Annotated in this window: 15 protein-coding genes; 10 read left to right on the top strand and 5 right to left on the bottom strand. The window is 70.1% G+C overall.

Features of this window, described 5'->3' with window-relative positions; all coding sequences use genetic code 11:
• Positions 1–111: 111 nt before the first annotated feature.
• Both OHS59_RS40115 and OHS59_RS40110 read right to left on the bottom strand, forming a co-directional pair.
• Positions 112–1,149 carry an alcohol dehydrogenase catalytic domain-containing protein gene (locus OHS59_RS40115; protein ID WP_328498235.1) on the bottom strand — a complete coding sequence of 346 codons (1,038 nt, stop codon included), beginning with the start codon at positions 1,147–1,149 and terminating at the stop codon, positions 112–114.
• 204 nt (positions 1,150–1,353) lie between these two features.
• Complete coding sequence (locus tag OHS59_RS40110) at positions 1,354–1,503, bottom strand: hypothetical protein (protein WP_328498234.1); 150 nt, start codon at positions 1,501–1,503, stop codon at positions 1,354–1,356.
• A gap of 212 nt (positions 1,504–1,715) precedes the next feature.
• Here OHS59_RS40110 and OHS59_RS40105 point away from each other — a divergent pair, with 212 nt between their 5' ends.
• Positions 1,716–2,603: a helix-turn-helix transcriptional regulator gene (locus OHS59_RS40105; protein WP_328498233.1), complete on the top strand. Its 888-nt coding sequence runs from the start codon at positions 1,716–1,718 to the stop codon at positions 2,601–2,603.
• Between the two features lie 534 nt (positions 2,604–3,137).
• On the opposite strand, the gene OHS59_RS40100 is transcribed toward OHS59_RS40105, so the two are convergent.
• On the bottom strand, positions 3,138–3,518 hold the full coding sequence (locus OHS59_RS40100; RefSeq protein ID WP_328498232.1) for a winged helix-turn-helix transcriptional regulator: 381 nt from the start codon (positions 3,516–3,518) through the stop codon (positions 3,138–3,140).
• Between the two features lie 113 nt (positions 3,519–3,631).
• Here OHS59_RS40100 and OHS59_RS40095 point away from each other — a divergent pair, with 113 nt between their 5' ends.
• Positions 3,632–4,294 (top strand): NADP-dependent oxidoreductase, encoded by a 663-nt coding sequence (locus tag OHS59_RS40095; RefSeq protein WP_328498231.1) that lies wholly within the window; start codon positions 3,632–3,634, stop codon positions 4,292–4,294.
• A 101-nt stretch (positions 4,295–4,395) separates the two neighbouring features.
• Here OHS59_RS40095 and OHS59_RS40090 read toward each other — a convergent pair whose 3' ends face one another.
• Positions 4,396–5,619 carry an acyl-CoA dehydrogenase family protein gene (locus tag OHS59_RS40090; RefSeq protein ID WP_328498230.1) on the bottom strand — a complete coding sequence of 408 codons (1,224 nt, stop codon included), beginning with the start codon at positions 5,617–5,619 and terminating at the stop codon, positions 4,396–4,398.
• A 172-nt stretch (positions 5,620–5,791) separates the two neighbouring features.
• Positions 5,792–6,163 carry a four-helix bundle copper-binding protein gene (locus OHS59_RS40085; protein WP_328498229.1) on the bottom strand — a complete coding sequence of 124 codons (372 nt, stop codon included), beginning with the start codon at positions 6,161–6,163 and terminating at the stop codon, positions 5,792–5,794.
• Positions 6,164–6,528: 365 nt separating this feature from the next.
• Between OHS59_RS40085 and OHS59_RS40080 the strand changes: the two genes are divergently transcribed.
• The 8 genes from OHS59_RS40080 to OHS59_RS40045 all read left to right on the top strand — a co-directional run bounded on the left by OHS59_RS40080 (position 6,529) and on the right by OHS59_RS40045 (position 17,008).
• Entirely contained in the window at positions 6,529–7,713 is a 1,185-nt protein-coding gene (locus OHS59_RS40080) for a right-handed parallel beta-helix repeat-containing protein (RefSeq protein WP_443061675.1), read from the top strand.
• A 276-nt stretch (positions 7,714–7,989) separates the two neighbouring features.
• Positions 7,990–9,327 (top strand): AbfB domain-containing protein, encoded by a 1,338-nt coding sequence (locus OHS59_RS40075; RefSeq protein ID WP_328499542.1) that lies wholly within the window; start codon positions 7,990–7,992, stop codon positions 9,325–9,327.
• Between the two features lie 361 nt (positions 9,328–9,688).
• Positions 9,689–10,609, top strand: a complete 921-nt coding sequence (locus OHS59_RS40070; protein ID WP_328498227.1) for a helix-turn-helix transcriptional regulator — start codon at positions 9,689–9,691, stop codon at positions 10,607–10,609.
• Positions 10,610–11,111: 502 nt separating this feature from the next.
• Entirely contained in the window at positions 11,112–11,837 is a 726-nt protein-coding gene (locus tag OHS59_RS40065) for a GNAT family N-acetyltransferase (protein ID WP_328498226.1), read from the top strand.
• A 500-nt stretch (positions 11,838–12,337) separates the two neighbouring features.
• The gene (locus OHS59_RS40060) at positions 12,338–13,183 is read left to right on the top strand and encodes a hypothetical protein (protein WP_328499541.1); all 846 of its coding nucleotides are present in this window, start codon (positions 12,338–12,340) and stop codon (positions 13,181–13,183) included.
• 524 nt (positions 13,184–13,707) lie between these two features.
• The gene (locus OHS59_RS40055) at positions 13,708–15,045 is read left to right on the top strand and encodes an ABC transporter substrate-binding protein (protein WP_328498225.1); all 1,338 of its coding nucleotides are present in this window, start codon (positions 13,708–13,710) and stop codon (positions 15,043–15,045) included.
• Positions 15,046–15,056: 11 nt separating this feature from the next.
• A complete protein-coding gene (locus tag OHS59_RS40050; RefSeq protein ID WP_328498224.1) occupies positions 15,057–16,091 on the top strand; it encodes a carbohydrate ABC transporter permease in 1,035 nt (344 codons plus the stop codon).
• A complete protein-coding gene (locus OHS59_RS40045) occupies positions 16,088–17,008 on the top strand; it encodes a carbohydrate ABC transporter permease (protein ID WP_328498223.1) in 921 nt (306 codons plus the stop codon). Before OHS59_RS40050 ends, OHS59_RS40045 begins: the two co-directional genes overlap by 4 nt.
• The last annotated feature ends 19 nt before the right edge of the window (positions 17,009–17,027 follow it).

The raw sequence follows: 17,027 nt of genomic DNA, 5'->3' as shown, positions 1-17,027 counted from the left end.
GGTTGCGTTCGGGGTGGTCACCGCGGGCATGCGCCGCGGGTCACCGGAGCGAGGCCGTCGGCCGGGTCGAGCATGGCCCTGGGGCGTGGGCGGGGCCGGGCTCGTGGACGGTCACGGGCGTACCGCGACCTTGAGGCGGCTGCGGTCGTCCATGGCCTGGTACGCGTCGGCGACCCGGTCCAGGCCGACCTCCGCGTCGAACACCCGGCCCGGGTCGATGCGGCCTTCCAGCACGTCGGGGATGACCTGCTCGATGTAGGCGCGTACGGGGGCGGGGCCGCCGGTGAGGCCGGCGTTCTTGCCGAACAGGGAGCCGAAGCCGACGGGGGCCTCCTCGTACTGGGGCACGCCGACGCGGGAGATGATCCCGCCGGGCCGGACGATGCCGTACGCCTGCTCGTAGGCGGGCATCAGGCCGACGGCCTCCAGGACGATGTGGGAGCCCGCGCCGCCGGTCAGGTCCATCACCTCGGCGATGCCCTCCTCGCCGCGTTCGGCGACCACCTCGGTCGCACCCCATTCCCTGCCCAGGTCGGTACGGAAGGTGTGGCGGCCCATGAGGATGATCCGCTCGGCGCCCATGCGGCGCGAGGCCAGCACCGCGGACAGACCGACGGCGCCGTCGCCGATCACGGTGACGGTCTTGCCGGGCTCGACCCGGCCCATGTGGGCGGCGTGGTAGCCGGTGAGGTAGACGTCGCTCAGGGCGAGCAGCGAGGGCAGCAGTGCCGCGTCCACCTCCGCGGGGAGCTTGACCAGGGTGCCGTCGGCCTGCGGTACGCGGATGGCCTCGGCCTGCGCGCCCCCGACACCACCGGCGCCGTACCAGCCGCCGTGCGGACAGGCGGTGTGGAAGCCGTCCCGGCAGATCGGACAGGTGTTGTCGGCGAAGGCGAACGGGGAGACCACGAAGTCACCGCGCTTCAGACCGGTCACCTCGGACCCGGTCTCCTCGACGACGCCGAGGAACTCGTGCCCCATGGGCACGCCCTCGTCGGTCCTGTCCATCGAGTGGTACGGGTGCAGGTCGGAGCCGCAGACGCAGGCCAGGGTGATCCGGACGATCGCGTCCGTGGGCTCGACGACGACCGGGTCGGGCAGGTTCTCGACCCGGACGTCGCCGGGGCCGTACATGAAGGTGGCACGCATGGAAGATCTTGCCTTTCGTGACTGCTGTGACTGTCGTGACAGTTGTGGCAGCTGTGCTGGCTGTGGCTGCTTCGGCGGCTGTGGCTGCCTCGGCGGCCTTGTGCGCCCTGCCTCTGCGGCCTTGTGCGCCGGTAGGGGGCGCCGGTGGGCCTCCGTCCGGTCAGCGGGGTTCGAGGCGCAGGGTGGCGGCGCGGGCCCGCTCGGTCAGGACGTGCTCGACCGTTCGGACGACAGGTCCAGCTCCTCGGCCGTGGCGATCCTGTCGAGATCCGGGCCGTTCCAGTACGTCATCGTCTTCCCTTCCCGTCCGTGGAGCCGCAGGCCGGGGCTCCGACCAGCCGCGTCGCCGTTCATCACGTCCACCGTTCCCCGCACAAGAGCGGCACGCCATCGGAGAGGAGCCAGGGGCGGCGTGCCGGGCCCCCGGACACGGTGCGACACCGTCGATCCTGCCCCTTCGTGCCCGTCGGAGGCAGGCCGAGATGTGCCGGGGGGTGGCCAGCGGGGGTGTGACAGGGCCTCCCTCCACGTGCATGTCCCACCGGCGGCGGAGAGACACTGGCGATATGGCATCGGAGCAGCACAGCGTCGGCGAGGAACTGGGGCGCTTCCTGCGCGCCCGCCGCACCCAGACCAGCCCTCGGTCGGCGGGCCTCACTCCCGGCCCCGGGGTGCGCCGCACCCCGGGACTGCGCCGCGAGGAGCTGGCCACGCTCGCCGGAGTCAGCATCGACTACTACACCCGCATGGAACGCGGCAAGGAGACCCGCCCCAGTCCCGCCGTGGTCGACGCCCTCGCCCGCGCCCTGCAACTCGACGACGCCGAGCACGAGCACCTGCGCGACCTGGCGGTCCACGCCGCCCGCCGTACGTCCCGACCCGCTCCGGCCCCCAGTCGTACCGTGCGCCCGCAGCTGAGACTGCTGCTGGAAACGGTGCGCCCGAGCCCGGCCTACGTCGTCAGCCGCAGCATGGACGTCCTGGCCCACAACCCCGGCGGCCTCGCCCTGTACGCGGGCATCGAGGAGTGGCCCTCCACCCGGCGCAACCTCGGCCGTTACCTCTTCCTCCACCCCGCCGCCCGCGAGGTCCTCCCCGACTGGGACAACCAGATCCGCCACTGCGTCGCCCGCCTGCGCGCCCTGGCCGGCACCGACCCGGATGCCCCCGACCTCACCCAGCTCGTCGGCGAACTACTCCTGAAGAGCCCGGCCTTCGCCGGACTGTGGGAGCGCTACGACGTCACGGGCCGCAAGGTCACCACCAAGACCTTCCAGCACCCCCAGGTCGGCCGGATCACCCTCGCCTTCCAGGGCATGGCCCTCGAAGGCACCCCCGGCCACCGCCTCGGCGTCTACACCGCCGAACCGGGCACCCCCGACCACGACGCCATGCTCCTGCTGGACATGACCGCCACCCGCACCGAACCGGCGCCGTCCCAGCAGAACCGGTAGACAGCCGAGCTCCCGCTCCGCGCCGAGGCGTCATCGGGACGGCCTCTGCCCGTCGCCGCACAAGGCGGACACGGTCGTGGATCAGGTCTCCACCAGGCCTGTCGACGCCTTGGGGGCACACGGCATGCCGACGCCTGAGCAGGTCCGGGCGGACGCCGATCTTCCCGCCCGTCGGCTCGCCGGGCCGCCTCTCAACCCGTCCGTGCCGGAGAGAGTCCTCCTGCGGCTGCTCTCCGACGCTCCGCTCGCCGTACGGATGCTGCTGTGCCGGGACCGGATCCTGCCCGACGCCGTCATCGACGCGGTGATCGAGCACCCGGACACCCACACGCGCAGCTTCTTCGCCCGTAACCCCCATGTCGATCCGGCCCAGCGCGTCCGGCTGGTGGACGATCCCGAGTCGCGGTCCCGGCTGGCAGCGCTCCTCGACGACGAGGAACTGGCCCACGCCGCGGCCACGAACCTGGCGCTGGACCCGGACACGGATCCGCCGACTGGTGAAGAGAGGCGTAGCCCTGTGCCGTGGCGGAGCCCTCAGTCGCTGGAGGCGGCCGGCTCGGGACCGGCGTCGAGCGCGTCGAGTACCGCGTCGCCGTTCGCCCTCGCCCACTCGGTCAGCATGTGGATCGGTTCGATCAACGTGGCCCCGAGCGGGGTGAGTTCGTACTCGACGCGGGGCGGCACCTCGACGTAGGCGTGGCGGTGGACGAGTCCGTGCGCCTCAAGCCGTCGGAGCGTCTGGGTGAGCATCTTGCGGGAGATGCCGCCGATCAGGCCGATCAGCTCGCCATGGCGCACCGGGCCCTCACTGAGACCGTAGAGCACGACCGCCGACCACTTGTCGGCGATCAGCTCGACCGCCAGACGCGCCGGACAGTCCGCGAGAAAGGGACCACCGGGACCGAAACCGCTCATGGTTCCAAAGGTACCCGCCGGCTCCTCGGACCCTCCTGGGCGCCTTGGGCACCTGCTGGTACCTGTCGGAAACCTAGCCTGGGTTCTCTCCCCCTTTCGAAGCCAGGAGAGTCATGCGAGTCATCACCCAGCAGTCGCTCGGCGGTCCCGAGGTGCTCACGATCGTGGACGCGCCCGAGCCCCGGCCCCTCCCCAGCGAGGTCCTCGTCCGCGTCAGGGCGATCGGGCTGACGGCATGGCAGGGCCTCGTGGACCTCGGCGGCGTGACCGAGGGCGACCGCGTCCTGGTCCACGGCGGTGGTGGCGGGGTCGGCCACGTCGCGATCCAGATCGCGAAGGCGCTCGGCGCTCACGTGATCACGACCGCCGGCGGGAGCAAGCGGAGGTTCGTCGAGGGGCTCGGCGCCGACGAGGTGATCGACTACACGGCGGTCGACTTCACGGAGGCGGTCCGCGACATCGACGTCGTGCTCGACACGATCGGCGGCGACACCGTCGAACGGTCGCTGAAGGTGCTCCGCCCCGGTGGTCACCTGGTGACGGCGGTCGCCGAGGAGGACGCGGAGCTGATCGCCGGGTACGAGGCGGCCGGCATGCGCTTCAGCGGTATCGCGGTCGACCCCGATCCGGTCGCCCTGCGAGGTCTCGTCGAACTCGTGGAACAGGGCAGACTCCGGGTCCATGTGCAGGAGACGTTCCCGTTCGAGCGCGTCGCCGACGCACACCGGCTGCTCGACGCCGGTCACCTCCAGGGCAAGCTCGTACTCACCGTCTGACCCCGTCGCGGACGGTCGTGGGCCGCCGTTCGCGGGGTCTCGCGTGCGCGAGGCCCCGCTGACGAACGGCGGTGCCGACCATGAGTCCTCGTCACATCACGCTAGCGCCGCACCCTCGGCATCCCGAGGCCGATCCACGAGATGATCTCCCGCTGGATCTCGTTGTTGCCACCACCGAAGGTGAAGATGACGGCCGAGCGGTAGCCGCGCTCCAGCGCGCCGTGGAGCACCGCGCCCGCCGAGCCCTCCTTGAGCGCGCCCGCGGCGGCGACGACCTCCATGAGTGAGGCGTACGCGTCACGGCGGGCCTCCGACCCGTACACCTTGACCGCGGAGGCGTCCTGCGGGGTGAGGGTGCCCTCGTGGACGGCGTTCACCATCTGCCAGTTGAGGAGTTTCATCGCGTCGAGCCTGATGTGGGTCCGGGCGAGGCTCCGGCGCACCCAGGGGAGGTCGACGACACGGCGGCCGTCGGCGAGCTTGGTCTCCATGGCCCAGCGCTGGACGTCGTGCAGGGCGCGGATGGCCATGGTGCCGTGGGCGGCGAGTGTGACGCGCTCGTGGTTGAGCTGGTTGGTGATCAGCCGCCAGCCCTTGTTCTCCTCGCCGACGCGGCGGGAGACGGGGACGCGGATGTTCTCGTAGTAGCTGGCGGTGGTGTCGTGCGAGGCGAGGGTGTTGATGATCGTGCAGGAGTAGCCGGGGTCGGAGGTCGGCACGAGGAGCATGGTGATGCCTTTGTGCGGCGGTGCGTCGGGGTCGGTGCGGACGGCGAGCCACACCCAGTCGGCGGTGTCGCCGTTCGTCGTCCAGATCTTCTGCCCGTCGACCGTGTAGTGGCCGCTCTCCTCGTCGCCCTCCCGGACCGCCCTCGTCTTCAGGGCGGCCAGGTCCGTGCCCGCGTCGGGTTCGCTGTAGCCGATCGCGAAGTCGATCTCACCGGAGAGGATCTTCGGCAGGAAGTACGCCTTCTGCTCGTCCGTGCCGAACCTCATGATCGTCGGACCGACCGTGTTCAGCGCCATCAGCGGCAGCGGTACGCCGGCCTGGGCGGCCTCGTCGAAGAAGATGAACTGCTCCATCGGCGTCAGACCGCGCCCGCCGTACTCCTTCGGCCAGCCCACCCCGAGCCAGCCGTCGGAGCCGAGCCGGCGGATGGTGTCGCGGTAGAAGCGCTTCTGTACGGCCGGGTCGTCGTCCGGGACTCCTCCCCCACCCTCAGGGCGACGAGGGAGGGCGTGCGCGCCGTCCGGGACGAGTTCGGCGAAGTAGGAGCGCAGCTCGGTGCGCAACCGCTGCTGCTCCGGCGTGTATTCGAGATGCACGGCGCCTCCCTGGTTCCCCGGCCCACTGCTCGGGCCACCCGGACCTGACGGCGCACACCGTAGAACCTGTTCCAGAAATAGGGAATGCCGACGACGTGTCCGGGTGGTTCACCGCGCCCGGGCGGCCGAGTGTGCCCAGGTGGGCCACCTCGACCGGGTCGCCTCAACCGGATCACCTCAACCGGGTGAGGAACTCCGAGCAGGCGCGGGCACAGTCGCGACAGGACTGTGCGCTCTCCTCGGACCCGGGGTCGAGGTCGAGAACGCCGGCGGTTTCGAGGCACACGGTGCGGCACCACTCGACCTGGACACGCATCGAGTCCTCGGACTGCGTGACCTGTTCCGCCAGGAAACGGCACGTCGTGTCGCAGACCTCCGCGCACAGGATGCCTTTGTGCCGGATCAGTTGCTGGTCCTCGGGGCCGTCGAGGTCGGCGAGGCTCGCGCGCAGGGCACACACCCGTGCGCACTCGGTGCAGGCCTGCGCACAGGCGAACCGGTCCTCAAGGAAACGAACGAGTTCCTGCAGCTCTGTTACTGACACATGGTCCGGGTAGCCGGACACCGCCACGCCAAACCCGGCGGAAACACCGGGCGGAGCAAGCGGGCCTCAAGGGGCGAAAGGGTTCCAAGCGACCGAACAGGTCCCACGTGGCCGATCGCATCCCAAGTGACCAACCGGATCCCAGGTGACTGACCGGATCCCAAGGGACGGGGCGTGTCGAAGTTATTGACGTGGTCACGGCCGCGCTCTACGTTCTGACCGACTTACCGAACCTTGTTCGATATATCGACGGCTCGACAGACCAAGGCGAGTGCGTGCCCCGGCAACCAACCCGGTGTGGGTGACCACTGATCCGCGACAACGTACGGATCGGCAGACAAGGAGGCCTCGTGCGCATCGCGGGCATGCTCACAGGGACAGCGCTGAGTGTCGTACTGGCGGCGGCGGTGACCCCGGCTCCGGCGGCGGCCGCGTCGACCATCGTGGTGGCCGTCGACGGGAACGACTCCGCCGCGGGCACACTCGGACAACCGCTGCGGACCATCCAGAAGGCCGTCGACAGGGCGCAGCCGGGCGACGTCATCGCCGTGCGCGGCGGCACCTACGCCCTCACCGACAACATCACCATCTCCGCCTCGGGAACGGCGTCGCAGCCGATCTCCCTCGGCGCGTACCAGGGTGAGCGGGTCGTCGTCGACGGCGAACAGCTGCCGGCCAGTCACACACCGGTCGGCGGCAGCATCCCGCGTGCCGAGCGCGGCGCGATCCACCAGGAGGCCTCCTGGTGGAAGGTCTCCGGCCTGGAGATCGTCAACGGGCCGTACGGCTACTACTGCGACGGCTGCGGCAACAACGTGTTCTCCCGTCTCACCACGCACGACAACTACGAGTCCGGCTTCCAGCTCCAGGGTGCCTCCGCCGGCAACCAGATCCTGAACCTGGACAGTTACGGCAACCGCGACCCGCGCAAGAACGGGGAGAGCGCCGACGGGCTGGCCATCAAGGAGGGCAGCGGAACGGGCAACGTCGTGCGGGGCGCGCGACTGTGGAACAACGTGGACGACGGTTACGACGCCTGGAAGTTCACCTCGCCGATCGTGGTGGAGAACACGATCGCGTACGGCAACGGCTTCAACCGCTGGGGCTTTCCCGACTTCGCGGGCGACGGCAACGGCTTCAAGCTGGGCGGTGGCAGTCCGGCCCCGTCGGTGGCGCACACACTGCGCAACTCGGTCGCGTACCGCAACGCGGCGCACGGCGTCACCGACAACGGCAATCCGGGCGCGCTCGCCCTGAGCCGCGACACGACGTTCCGCAACGCGGGCACGGGCTTCGACGCCGACGGATCGGGCGGGACGGCGGTCCTCACCGCCAACCTCTCCGTCGCGGACGCCCGGGCCGCCGCCCTCGGCGTCGGCACCACGTCCTCGGGCAACTCCTGGGATCTGGGCGGCACATGGGGCGAGTCGTCGGTCGTGAGCACGGACACGGGCGCCGTCACCGGCCCGCGCACGCCCGACGGCTCACTGCCACCGGCCCGGGACTTCCTGGTCCCCCGGGACGGTACGTCGATCGGCGCCAGGTTCTGAACCGGCCGCCCGGACCGCTCCACTCCACCTGAACCACCCCGTGGGCCCAGGGACGGACGACCCCGGGGCCCACGGGGCCCGCACAACCGGCACCACCGGCACGGCACAGCTCAGCGCACGACACGAACGGCAGGCACACGCCAACTAGGAGAGCCGCACATGATCACGCCAGACAGACCCGCCGGATCCACCGGCCTCACCGGACCCGCCGCCTCGCCGGACGCGACCGGCGCGCCCCGGCCCTTCGCCCTCTCGCGCCGGAGCCTGTTGCGGGCGATGGCCGCCCTGCCCACCTCGGCGCTCGTCGTGGGCGGGCTGCCGGGTCTGCTCGGTTCGGCCGCGGCGGCCGCGCCGCCCAGCGGCTCCGCGACCCGCTACACCATCGTGCCGTTCCTCAACAGCAACGACGGCACGGTGAACGTCTACCAGTCGGACGACGCGACGGACTTCCGGCTCCTCAAGGCCTCCGCGTACACCCCGCCCGCCAACCGGATCCGCGACGCCAGCATCTTCAAGCACACCGACGGCTACTACTACGTCACCTACACCACGCACACCTGGCAGGACACCAGCACCACCATCGGCTTCGCCCGCAGTTCGGACCGGAGCAACTGGACGTTCCTGTACGACTATCCGGTCCCGATCACCAATCTGTCGCGCGCGTGGGCGCCGGAGTGGTTCGTCGACAGCGACGGCAGCGTGAACATCCTGGTGTCCTGCTCGACCACCAACGACGAGTGGATATTCACCCCTTACCGGCTCAGGGCCAGCAACTCGGCTCTCACGGCGTGGAGTTCACCCGTGGCGCTGTCCGGCATCGGCACCAACCACATCGACACGTTCGTGGTGCGGACCGGCTCGACGTACCACGCGTTCACGAAGAACGAGACGTCGAAGTACATCGAGTACGCCACGGCAAGCGCGCTCACGGGGCCGTACACGATCAGCCGGACCGGCAACTGGGCGGGCTGGGGCGGCACACGTGAGGGCGCCGCGCTGATACAGCTCGACAACGGCGCGTGGCGGATCTTCTTCGACGGGTACGGCGACGGCAGTTACTACTACAGCGACAGCTACGACAGCTTCGCCACCTGGAGCGCGCCCCGGGCACTGCCGGGCATCTCCGGTACCGCGCGTCACTTCACCGTGATCAAGGAGACGGTCTCCGGCGGGGTGAGCCTGCCGACGGGGGTCACCCGTTCGATCCGGTCGGGCAACTACACCACCCGTTACTGGCAGGACCAGTCCGCCCTGCTCAACCTCCCGGTGGTGACTTCCTCCAGCACGACCGCGGAGAAGCAGGCGTCCACGTTCACCGTCGTGGCGGGACTCGCCGACGGGAACGGCTACTCCTTCCGCAACTCGGCCGGCAACTACCTGCGGCACTGGGACTTCCGGGGCCGTTTCGACGCGAACAACGGCTCGTCCACGTTCGCCAGGGACGCCACGTTCATCGCCAGGACGGGCAGCGCCACCGGCTCCGTACGGCTGGAGTCGTACAACTATCCCGGCTACTACCTGCGCCACTACAACTACCAGCTGCGCGTGGACCCGTCGGACGGCACCGACCTCTTCCGGCAGGACAGTTCGTTCGTGGCGGTGAACCCGCTCTGACCCGCGCCACCGCCCGAGAGCATGACTTCTCCTGCGCTTCCGGGCCGGTGACAGCCGGACCTGGTGCACGTTTCCTCCGTGCACCAGGTCGGTGGTCTCGCGCGCAAGACAGCGGCTGTGAAGTCCCGGGCCGCGAAAGGTGGACCTGGCAGGAACCGTGGCCCCCTCGGCGTGTGCCCATTCCTTCGCTCGGTCGAGACGCCATCGAAAAACACTCATTGTTTCAGCCGTTTCAGGTGCCCTTTTTCCGGGTTCGTATGACGAATATTCTTTTCTGGTCTAGTGGTGTCGAGCTGCGGTGGCAGCGCATATCCGCTGGAACGGGGAAACGATGAACTCACTGGTGTTCGACAGTGATGACTTGGGCATCACAGAGGACTTCCTCAGCCAGGCGTACGCCCGCCTGCGCATCGGCCACAGCGGCGCCGCGGGCATCAGAACGCGTATGCGCCGCAACGCCATGCCGTCGGTCAGCGTGGACGAACTCGATTTCAACTACGAGATGAGCTACGCGGTGACACCGCTGGGCAAGCTCAGTCTGTGCATGGTTCACGAAGGTACGGTCGCGGACAACACGTTCCACGGTGTCAAGGACACATACGGCCCAGGTGACATCGCGCTACTGGCACCGCCGGACCTGCCGTACTCGGGGCGCATCTGCGGAACCCGCTACAACGTCACCCTGCTGGATCCCCACCTGCTGAACCAGGTCGCCGACCCCGAGCCGTCCGGCGGCCCGGTGCGGCTGACCGGCCATCGGCCGCATTCGCGGGGCGCGGCCGACCAGTTGAAGCGCCTCATCGTCCACCTGCGCGATCACGTGATCTCCGACCCCGCCCTCTGCGAGGAGCCGCTGGTCGTGTCAGCCGGCGCTCAGATGCTGGCCGCCAGTGTTCTTGCGGCCTTCCCTCACTCGGCCCGAACCGATCCGGCCGCACAGGACAGCAAGGACGCCCACTCGCGCACCCTGCGCCGGGCCACCGCCTACATCGACGACCATGCCGCGGAGCCCATCACCGTCGCCGACATCGCCGCCGCGGCCCATGTGACCGTTCGTGCTCTGCAGTACGCCTTCCGTCGCCACCTCGACACCACGCCCACCGCCCACCTGCGCTGGGTGCGCCTCGCACACGCTCACCGGGAACTGCGCTCGGCCCATCCCGGCACCGGCGCCACGGTGACCGGCATCGCCACCCGCTGGGGCTTTCACCAACCCAGTCGTTTCGCCGCCGCCTATCGCGCCGCCTACGGCGTCCTGCCCTCTCATACCCTGAACACGTGACAGGTGTCGGCCCGTCGGAACGCCGATGCTCGCGGTCCGGAACAGCGGCGGCGCATCGTCCGGCGGGCGTCCGGAACTCGGTGCGATGCTCCGTGCCGCCTCGAACCGCTTCTCGGTCGTCTGCAGCCGGGCTCGTGCCGCCGACAGCACGAGCCCTGCCGCGTGTCCTCACGGCGTCAGCGTGGAACCTTTACCCGACGGGCGGCAGGGTCCAGGTCGCCAGTCGAGCCGAGCGCTCCCGACCGGCGACAGGACTCAAGTCGCCGGAGCGAGAGGGCCGCCGTACGGACGCCGCCGGCACAAGGTCAATGTTTCCCGCGGTGCTGGCGTCACGCTGCACCGCAAACGAAACACCGGGCGAGGATGGGCCCCTGAACGAAACCGGTGGCTGTGGTGCCGACCCGCGCGCACCGAACCGGGTGAGACGTCTGGACTCGGTTTTTCCGATGCTTCTCGCGCATTCGCAGGTCGGCGGCTTGTTCCGGCCGGCGGGATCGGGGTCGTGACAATGGATCCGTTGGTGGTCCGGGCCCATGGGCTCTGGGAGGACCTGGCCCGGGTGCCGGTGTCGTTCGCCCCGCCGGGCGGTGTGGACGTGGTGGTCTCCCCGAGGTCCGGGCTGTGCCCGGCCGGCTGGGTCGGCGTGGTGGCTCTGGGCGGATCAGCGATCGTGACCGCGCCGAGCGACCGTACCGCCCGGATCGTGCGTGACGCACTGAGGGGGCTGCCGGTGGAGGCCGTCGTGGACAGCGTCCTGGTCCGGGAGGCCCTGCCCGTCGCTCGGATGCTCGGACCGGCTGCGCTGGCCTATGTGTGCGACGCGCGATTCCGGCCGGCGGAATCCGGCGCGTGGACGGTGGAGCAACTGCCGGGTTCCACTCATGCGGATGTACGGAGCCTGGAGCAGGTGGCCGGTCGCGACGACGCCGGTGAGGCTGCGCTGGACGAGATGACGTCGCCCGCGTTCGTGGTGCGCGAGCACGGGCGGGTGGTTGCCGCCGCGGGATACCGGGCCTGGCCGAGGCGGACGGCCCATGTCGCTGTACTGACGGCGCCGGAAGCGCGCGGGCGGGGACTGGCACGGGTGACGGGCTCAGCGGCGGTCGCGCACGCCCTCGCCGACGGGTTGCTGCCGCAGTGGCGCGCGCGCCCGTCCGCCTCCCGGCGCGTGGCGGCCGCATTGGGTTTCGAGGAACTGGGTTCCCAACTCAGCGTCGAGATCGCCTGAGAGAAGCGGTACGGCCCGTCGCACAGTCCCGCGGCGGGCCGGCCGGGCTTCGGTACGTCCCGACAGGACATCCTCACCCCCCCGACACACACGCGTCCGGCGCCCGAGCGGACCTCCATGGGGGAAGAAGAGGTCCGACCGGCCGCCGGGTGTCAGCGCGTTCATGGGTGCTGTCCCGGTCTGCGGTTCCGGGTGGGGCCGGAACCGCAGACCGGGGGCGGAGCTGGTTGGCGCGTGTCGCGTTCGCGGTACCGGATGCGGGTCACGCTGATGAACCGGAACGTATTCGGTAAGCGCTTTCTAGTCAACGGTTCACGCAGTCCTCATCCGGCCAACTCCGCTCCGCGCGTGGCCAGACACCTCGCGGGCACCTCCCGGGCACCGCCGGGCCCCGGCCCGACCCGGGCCCGCCACCCCGCGAGCGGAAGCGGCCGGTGTGTAATGGGAGGCCAGACACCGTGCCGGACATCGGAACGGACACCGAGACCCCGGGAGTATCCATGGCCGCCGGCCGGCCCAGACTGCTGTTCGTGACGGATCTGGCCTACCAGGCCCGGGGTCGCCGGTACTGCGACGAGGACATCTTCCTGACCTCCCGGCTCCGCGAGGACTTCGACCTCGCGCTGTGCCATCCGCTCGACGCCCCCGCGCTGGTGGACTCCCCCGGCTTCGACGCGGTCGTCGTCCGCAACAGCGGGCCCGTCCTGCACCACCAGGCCGCGTACGACGACTTCCGCGAGCGGGCGACGGCCCGCGGTGTACCGGTCTGCACCCAGCTGACGGGCAAGGGCGACCAGGCCGGTAAGCGGTACCTCCTCGACCTCACCGCCCAGGGCTTTCCCGTGATCCCGACCGTCGACCGCCCGCAGGACCTCGGGCTGCTCCCGGAGACGGCCGAGTACGTGGTGAAACCGAAGCTGGGCGCGGACTCGATCGGCCTGGAGTTCGTGTCCCGGGAGCGGCTGCGGACCCTGGCGTACGACGAGGGCTCCGGTGTACTCGTCCAGCCGCGCATCGACTTCCGGTACGAGGTGTCGTTCTACTACGTCGACCACACCTTCCAGTACGCCCTGTACGCGCCCCGACCCGACCGGCGCTGGCATCTCGAACGCTACGAACCCACGCCCGCCGACCTGGACTTCGCCGGCCGTTTCATCGACTGGAACGACATCGACCACGGCATCCAGCGCGTCGACGCCTGCCGCGCCCCGGACGGCGGACTGCTGTTGGTCGAGTTGGAGGACCTGAACCCGTATCTGTCCCTGGACCTCCTCGACGACGCGACCCGTGACTCCTTCGTGGCGAGTCTGAAGGCCTCGCTCCACCGCCTGCTCGGCCGGCCCTGAAGACCGCCGCACGCGTACGGGAGTGACGCGCGGTCCGGACCGAAAGGGCCTGCCACCTCCGACGAAGGCCTGCCCAGCGGCTCTTGACACGCCCGGACCGGGTCGCTTTACTCCATCCAACGCCAGCCGAGCACCTGGCGCGAGAGGGACGCCCAGCCGGTAGACGGTCCACGCACCGTGAGCCCGGACAAAGTCGCCAGGACGGCCGCACAGCGGCGGAATCCGAGGCGGGGACGTACCCCCCGGTCTGTGGAGCTCATCATGTTCCTCCTCCCCCGCGTGCCCCCCTTCGGCGACCGCATGATCGCGACCGGGTTCCAGGAGCCGACTTCTCCGGAAGTACGCCGCCGTACCCGCTGATCGCCTCGGCGCCGCACCGCGCACCGCCCACCGTGGGCGACCTCCGCCGGCAGTACTGCCGGCAGCAACGCGCGTCACCTCACCGACCCGCACCGACGGTTGTGTCGTGGCGCCCCTCGACGGCGTCCCGTACCCGCCTCACGCACGTACTCCTGGGGGCTCATATGGCCGCAGCACATCACCCGAGCGGCACTCCCGCACTACCGACGCGTCGCACGGTGCTGCGACGGGGCACGGCTGTCGCGGGAGCAGCCGCCGCGACCGCCGCGCTGTCGGCGTGTGCGGGACCGGGGAGCGGTGTCGACGCCGACGGCCGGGTCAGGATCGAGGTGTGGCACGGGCAGACCGACACCGGCCGTGCGGCGATCGAGGACCTGGCGGCGAAGTTCAACCGGACCCATCCTCGTATCCGGGTCGACCTCGGTGGCGGAGTCCTGTCGGACGCGATGCTGCAGAAGATCACCGCCGCCCTCGCCTCCGGTTCGTTCCCCGACATCGCCTACATCTTCGGTTCCGACCTGGCGAGCGTCGCCCGCAGTCCCTCCGTGGTGGACCTGACCGACACGTTCCACTCCGGTCCCGTTCCCTGGCAGGACTTCTGGGCGCCGGCCCGCGATGCGGTCACCCTCAACGGCCAGGTGCGGGCCGCACCCGCACTCATCGACTCACTGGCGGTCGTGTGCAACAAGAAGCTCTTCCGCGACGCGGGCCTGCCGCTGCCCCGCGCCGGCTGGAGCTGGGACGACTTCACCAGGACGGCGGCCAAGCTCACCGACCGTGCGCGCGGCGTCTTCGGCACCGGCTGGCCCGGCGTGGGCGACGAGGACACCGTGTGGCGGCTGTGGCCGATGATCTGGGACCTCGGGGGTGACGTCACCACCGAGGACGGACGACGCATCGGTTTCGAGGACACCGGTCTCAGGGCCCTGCAGACGGTGGAGGCCCTCGTGAAGACTCGGAGCGTCTACATCGACTCCAAGCCCGGCAGCGAACAGATGTACCGGGTCTTCCTCTCGGGCCGCATGGGCATGGCCGTCACCGGACCATGGCAACTCCCCGACATCCGGCAGGCCAAGGTCGACTACCACGTCGTACCGCTGCCCAGCTACAGCGGAAAGCCCATCACCATCTCCGGGCCCGACACCTGGACCGTCTTCGACAACGGATCCGCCCGCGTCGAAGCCGCCCGCACCTTCGTGACCTGGCTGTCGCGGCCCGCCCAGGACGTGCAGTGGGACATCCACGCCGGCAGCCTGCCCATGAGCAAGGGCACGCAGGCGCTGCCGCAGTGGCGGAAGCAGGAGGACGACACCCCAGGGTTGCGGGTGTTCACCAAGACCCTGCAATCGGCGCGGGTGCGCCCGGTGCATCCGGCGTATCCGCAGATCTCGCAGGCACTCGGCCAGGCCATCACCGCCGTGCTCCTCGGCCGCGGCTCCCCTGCCGAGGCCCTGCGCGACTGCGTGGACGAAGCCAACGCCGCCCTGCTCATCCCGCGTTGAGAGGACTTGCCATGTCCCGCCTGCCCACCCCCCTGACCCTCGCGGACCGGGGCGAGAAGCGCGGTCCCCGTACGCGGACACGCCCCCTCCTCGGCAAGGGCGACCCGGCCCCGGACATCCCACCGGGTGGCCGCTCCCCCCGACGAAGGCTGCGGCGGGAGACGGCGACCGCCTGGGCGTTCGTCGCGCCGTCCGTCCTCGTCATCCTCGGGCTGAGCGTCGTCCCCGTCGTCTGGTCGCTGCTCCTGTCCTTCCAGGCCGACGACCTCGTGACCCCCAGCCGGTGGGTCGGCCTGGACAACTACCGCGCTCTCGCCCAGGACCCCCACTTCGACCAGGCGGTGCGCAACACCGTCCTGTACACGGCTCTCTACGTGCCGTTGAGCATCGGCATCGGGCTGTTCCTCGCCCTCGCCCTGAACCGGCGCATCCGGCTGGTCGGGCTCTACCGGACGCTCATCTTCGTGCCGTTCGTCATCTCGGCCGCGGCCCAGGGGGTGCTGTTCTCCTTCATCCTCGACCCGGAGTTCGGCGCGGCCAACGCCGTCCTGAACTCGTTCGGCATCTCCCCGCAGGGCTTCCTCAACGATCCGGGCCAGGCGTTGTTCGCGCTGCTGGCGATCTCCCTGTGGAGCGGCACCGGCTTCTGCGTGGTGGTTCTGCTGGCGGCTCTGCAGGACGTCCCGCCCTCCCTCATCGAAGCGGCCCGCCTCGACGGGACCGGGCGCCTGCAACTGCTACGCCATGTCGTTCTCCCCTCGCTCGGACCGGTCATGGTCTTCCTCCTGCTGTGGCAGGCCATCACGTCCCTGCAGGTCTTCGACCTCGTCTACGTCACGACCAAGGGCGGCCCGCTGGGCTCCACCACCGTGATCGTCTACTTCATCTGGGAGCAGGCGTTCAAGAACTTCACGGCCGGTTACGGCGCGGCTGCGGCGTACGCCCTGGCCATCGCGCTGCTGCTGCTCGCGGCGGTCCCCCGGCTGACGCGCGCGCTGCGTGACCGGGCCCGCCCGGACCGGCGCCTCGAAGGAGCCGCACGATGACGACCGCATCCTCCACGCCCGCCTCCTCCTCGACCGTCGTGTACGCCGACACCGCCGGGCCCGTGCCCGCCGGGCAGGCCGCGGAACCGGGCCGGCGCCGGAACCGGCTGCCGTTCAGCCCCTGGCATCTCCTGCTCGCTCCGCTCTGCCTGGTGTTCGCGATTCCGCTGATCTGGCTGCTGCTCAGCTCCGTCATGAGTGACGCCGAGATCAACCGGTTCCCGCCCGCGCTGTGGCCGTCGGGGATCGACCTGGGCGGCTACCGGTACGTGATCGGCAACGCGATGTTCCCCCGGTGGTTCGCCAACTCGCTGATCGTGTCCGTGACCGCGGTGGCGTCCAACCTGGTGCTGGGCTCCCTGGGCGGCTACGCCTTCGCCCGTATGCGGTTCGCCGGTTCCCGGGTGCTGCTCGCGCTCATGCTCGCCACGATGGCCATACCGTTCCAGCTGACGATGATCCCGACCTTCCTGGTCATGAAGCGACTGGGACTCATCGACTCGCTGGGCGCGCTGATCGTGCCCTCGCTGGTCACACCGTTCGCCGTGTTCCTGCTGCGCCAGTTCTTCCTGTCGCTGCCCAGGGAGTTGGAGGAGGCGGCGTGGCTGGACGGCTGTTCACGGCTGGGCGTGCTGTGGCGGATCGTGCTGCCGCTGTCCCGGCCCGCCCTGAGCACCGTGGCCGTGCTGACGTTCCTCACCACGTGGAACGACCTGACCTGGCCGCTGATCGCCATCAACCATGACACCCAGTACACCCTGCAACTGGGCCTGACGACCTTCCAGGGCCAGCATCACACCAGGTGGTCGGCGGTCATGGCGGGCAACATGATCACCGTGCTGCCCGTCCTGCTCGCGTTCCTGTTCGCCCAGAAGACCTTCATCCAGTCGATCACATCGAGCGGCCTCAAGGGGTAGCCCGCGCCCGGCCCGGCCC

The organism is Streptomyces sp. NBC_00414 (assembly GCF_036038375.1).
Lineage (GTDB): Bacteria > Actinomycetota > Actinomycetes > Streptomycetales > Streptomycetaceae > Streptomyces.
Note: the sequence above shows the minus strand (reverse complement) of the source record. Positions and strands in the feature narration are given on the sequence as shown.

What these genes read in the sequence shown, in the direction of transcription:
- OHS59_RS40080 (WP_443061675.1), top strand. Translation starts at nt 6,529, where the DNA reads ATGCTCACAGGGACAGCGCTGAGTGTCGTACTGGCGGCGGCGGTGACC.
- OHS59_RS40060 (WP_328499541.1), top strand. Translation starts at nt 12,338, where the DNA reads ATGGCCGCCGGCCGGCCCAGACTGCTGTTCGTGACGGATCTGGCCTAC.
- OHS59_RS40075 (WP_328499542.1), top strand. Translation starts at nt 7,990, where the DNA reads ATGGCCGCCCTGCCCACCTCGGCGCTCGTCGTGGGCGGGCTGCCGGGT.
- OHS59_RS40115 (WP_328498235.1), bottom strand. Translation starts at nt 1,149, where the DNA reads ATGCGTGCCACCTTCATGTACGGCCCCGGCGACGTCCGGGTCGAGAAC.
- OHS59_RS40055 (WP_328498225.1), top strand. Translation starts at nt 13,708, where the DNA reads ATGGCCGCAGCACATCACCCGAGCGGCACTCCCGCACTACCGACGCGT.
- OHS59_RS40105 (WP_328498233.1), top strand. Translation starts at nt 1,716, where the DNA reads ATGGCATCGGAGCAGCACAGCGTCGGCGAGGAACTGGGGCGCTTCCTG.
- OHS59_RS40100 (WP_328498232.1), bottom strand. Translation starts at nt 3,518, where the DNA reads ATGAGCGGTTTCGGTCCCGGTGGTCCCTTTCTCGCGGACTGTCCGGCG.
- OHS59_RS40045 (WP_328498223.1), top strand. Translation starts at nt 16,088, where the DNA reads ATGACGACCGCATCCTCCACGCCCGCCTCCTCCTCGACCGTCGTGTAC.
- OHS59_RS40110 (WP_328498234.1), bottom strand. Translation starts at nt 1,503, where the DNA reads ATGAACGGCGACGCGGCTGGTCGGAGCCCCGGCCTGCGGCTCCACGGA.
- OHS59_RS40050 (WP_328498224.1), top strand. Translation starts at nt 15,057, where the DNA reads ATGTCCCGCCTGCCCACCCCCCTGACCCTCGCGGACCGGGGCGAGAAG.
- OHS59_RS40095 (WP_328498231.1), top strand. Translation starts at nt 3,632, where the DNA reads ATGCGAGTCATCACCCAGCAGTCGCTCGGCGGTCCCGAGGTGCTCACG.